Origin of the sequence: Mesotoga infera, assembly GCA_011045915.1 — a bacterium.
GTDB classification, from domain to species: Bacteria; Thermotogota; Thermotogae; order Petrotogales; family Kosmotogaceae; genus Mesotoga; species Mesotoga infera_D.
This window is the reverse complement of record DSBT01000200.1, coordinates 1-3101: the sequence shown is the minus strand read 5'-3', so window position 1 is coordinate 3101 and position 3101 is coordinate 1. Positions and strand designations below refer to the sequence as shown.

General features: G+C 45.4%; 4 protein-coding genes. All 4 read right to left on the bottom strand.

Annotated elements, in window-relative coordinates:
• Positions 1–84 (bottom strand): copper chaperone (locus ENN47_07265; GenBank protein ID HDP77966.1); only part of this gene is annotated, 84 nt, incomplete at its 3' end.
• Positions 85–98: 14 nt separating this feature from the next.
• Positions 99–2540 (bottom strand): cadmium-translocating P-type ATPase, encoded by a 2442-nt coding sequence (gene cadA / locus ENN47_07260; protein ID HDP77965.1) that lies wholly within the window; start codon positions 2538–2540, stop codon positions 99–101.
• Between the two features lies 1 nt (position 2541).
• On the bottom strand, positions 2542–2736 hold the full coding sequence (locus ENN47_07255) for a hypothetical protein (GenBank protein ID HDP77964.1): 195 nt from the start codon (positions 2734–2736) through the stop codon (positions 2542–2544).
• A 223-nt stretch (positions 2737–2959) separates the two neighbouring features.
• Positions 2960–3101, bottom strand: a 142-nt coding sequence (locus tag ENN47_07250; protein HDP77963.1) for a type 1 glutamine amidotransferase, incomplete at its 5' end; no start/stop codon positions are given.

Genomic DNA, 3101 nt, shown 5'->3' with positions numbered 1-3101 from the left:
TTCTATTCCGTCAACGGCTTTTAATGCCTTTTCAATTCTCATTCTACAGTGATTGCAGCTCATTCCTTCGATTTCCAGTTTCATTTTCTCCCTCCCATTTAGATTTTCACTCTCTTCAATCGCAGTGCATTAGTGACTACACTTACGCTGGAAAAGGCCATCGCAGCACCGGCGATCATCGGGTTAAGTTTTATGCCCGCTATACCATAAAGAAGCCCCGCTGCCACCGGAATACCAACCACGTTGTAGAAGAAGGCCCAGAAGAGGTTTTGCTTTATATTCCTCATGGTTGCTCTTGACAATTTGATTGCCTTGGGGATGTTCTTCAAATTGTCGCTCATTAGGACAACATCCGCTGCCTCCATAGCAATGTCGGTTCCCGAGCCCACTGCAATGCCAATATCTGCTTCCGCAAGGGCAGGTGAATCATTGATGCCGTCGCCAACCATCATAACGGTCATGCCTTCCTCTTTAAGAACAGAGACTTTCTTTGCCTTGTCTTCGGGCATTACTTCGGCAATCACATTTTCAATACCTACCTGTTTTGCGATCGCCTGAGCCGTCCCAACGGTATCTCCAGTTATCATATAGGTAGCGATTCCCATATTCTTCAGCAGCGAGATGGCTTCTGAAGATTCTTCCTTCACGACATCAGCAATTCCTAGTACTGCAGCGATCTTTCTATCGATAGAGACGACAACAGGTGCCTTTCCCTGACTGGATACCTTGTCCACAAGATGCATCTCTTCTACAGCGAGATCTATGAAACGATAATTCCCAATTACTATTTCTCTTCCATTGACTTCTGCGACAATACCCCTCCCTGAATAGGTCTCAAATGAAGAGACTTCAAGCAGAGGACTGCTGTGGGCGCTGGTAATAGCCAAATCCAGAGGGTGAGAGCTCCTTGCTGCAACACTTGCAGATAGCTGTATAACTTCGTCTCGTTCAAACGACCCGAGCATCTGAATATCTACGAGCTCGGGTCTGCCTTTTGTTATCGTTCCTGTCTTGTCGAATACTATCGCTCCGACCTTGTGTGTTACTTCCAGGGACTCTCCGTTACGGAAAAGGATTCCCATTTCGGCGCCTCTCCCTGTACCCACCATTATTGCGGTCGGCGTGGCAAGTCCGAGCGCGCATGGACACGCAATAACAAGGACTGCTATCATCATAGACATTGAGAACACAAATCCGTAGCCCAAAAGCATCCATGTGGCAAAAGTAACTGCTGAGATGATAAGTACGAATGGCACGAAGTAACCGCTCACAATATCTGCCATCCTTGCTATTGGGGCCTTAGAAGATTGGGCGTCTTCCACTAACTTGATTATTCTAGATAAAACGGTATCACTCCCGACCACCATTGCCTTCATCTCAAACGTTACACTGATGTTCGTTGTTCCTCCTATTACCTTTGAGGTTTCCTCGATGTCAACTGGAATCGATTCACCGGTGATTAAAGATTTATCGACTGAACTTGTTCCCTTTGTTACAGTTCCATCTACTGGAATTCTCATTCCCGGCTTGACCAGCAATATATCTTCAACCTCTATTTCGTCAACTGCGACTTCTTCAAATGCATCGCCTTTCTTTACGAGAGCAGTCTCCGGAGAAAGATTCATAAGTCTCGTGATAGCATCGGAAGTCCTTCCCCTTGAGAGATTCTCGAGATACTTACCAAGAGAGATTAGGGCTATGATTACTCCTGCCGATTCGAAGTAGAGGTCGCCCACATAATTGTGATTGCCCAGAGCTATCTGAACCGTTGCAAAGACGCCATATGCAAAAGCGGCGCCAGTGCCGAGGCCCACAAGAGTGTCCATGTTCGGAGTGCCTTTGAAGAGATTCGGGATTCCTCTCAGATAGAAGTCTCTTCCCGCAATGATTATTGGAATCGCCAATGCCATCTGAATCAAGGCGAAATTGATTGGGTTTAGATGGGGATCGATAATTCCCGGCAGATTCAGTCCTACCATATGACCCATAGCGATTATCAACAAAGGCAAAGCAAAGATTGCAGAGAAGATTAACTTCCTTCTGTATGACTTTATCATAGCTTCACTATTCAAGCGACTTCTTGCAAGGTTTTCCGTCACCAGACTTCCGGCCTTATATCCTGCCTTCTCGATGACTCTTTTCACTTCGCCGATTCTTAGCAAATGAGGTTCGTATTCGAAGGAAGCGGTATCCGAAGAGAGACTTACGTTCACTCTCTTGACACCATCTAGTCCACCTATCGCCTTCTCGACAGCCGCAACACAGGCAGAACACGTCATTCCGTCGATCTCTATTACGGCTTTCCTTGTCGTCTGCGTGTTCTTAAGGTTATAGCCGGCACTCCTTATTTCTTCGAATAATTTACCTCTATCGATCTCGTGAGATACTTCGAATGTCAGCCGTTCATTTGAGAGATTCACGACGGGATTATTGATGCCTTCAACTCTTGAAGCTGCCTTTTCAACTGCTCTAACGCATGCCGCACGGGTCATGCCTTCAACGAAATATTCTTCTTTCACATGATTCTTCTCAAAACTCATCTTATTGCTCCTCGGACAGTGCCCTTTTTAGTTCCTCGTACTGCTCGATAGAGATCTCCCCATTAGCCAATCTTTCTCTGAGAACTCTCATTTCTTTATCATATGAGGAGGAGAAAGTCATTCGGCTCTTCAAGATGTCGGGTTTAAGAAAGAATACTATCGCAAAGATTACTATTAGGAATCCAAAGAACATCATCGTATCACCTCTTCTATCTGGACCTCTCCCTCTGGGGGGGAGGTTATTTCAATAATACTATAAATTCTATCGGATTTCAACACAATACTAGAAGAATTTCATCGAGCAGTATTAGTGAAAGGTTCATTAGCAGAACCAATAGTGAAGAGAGAATGAATAAATTAGATTCTACTCGGCGGATCCGATTGCCGATCTGTCCTTATCATGTCACCATATTACTGAGTTAACGGATTCCATTTTCTAGAGTTTCGACCAGTTTCCTGCAGAAGTCAGGGATGTCCTTCACCACTCTTCCCCAAACCAGATTGCCATCAACTAATGCTGGCTCGTCTACCCAGACTGCACCCGCATTTACTAGGTCGTCT

Excerpts from the sequence above, each read along its gene's own strand:
- cadA (HDP77965.1), bottom strand. The coding sequence starts at position 2,540 with ATGAGTTTTGAGAAGAATCATGTGAAAGAAGAATATTTCGTTGAAGGC.
- ENN47_07255 (HDP77964.1), bottom strand. The coding sequence starts at position 2,736 with ATGATGTTCTTTGGATTCCTAATAGTAATCTTTGCGATAGTATTCTTT.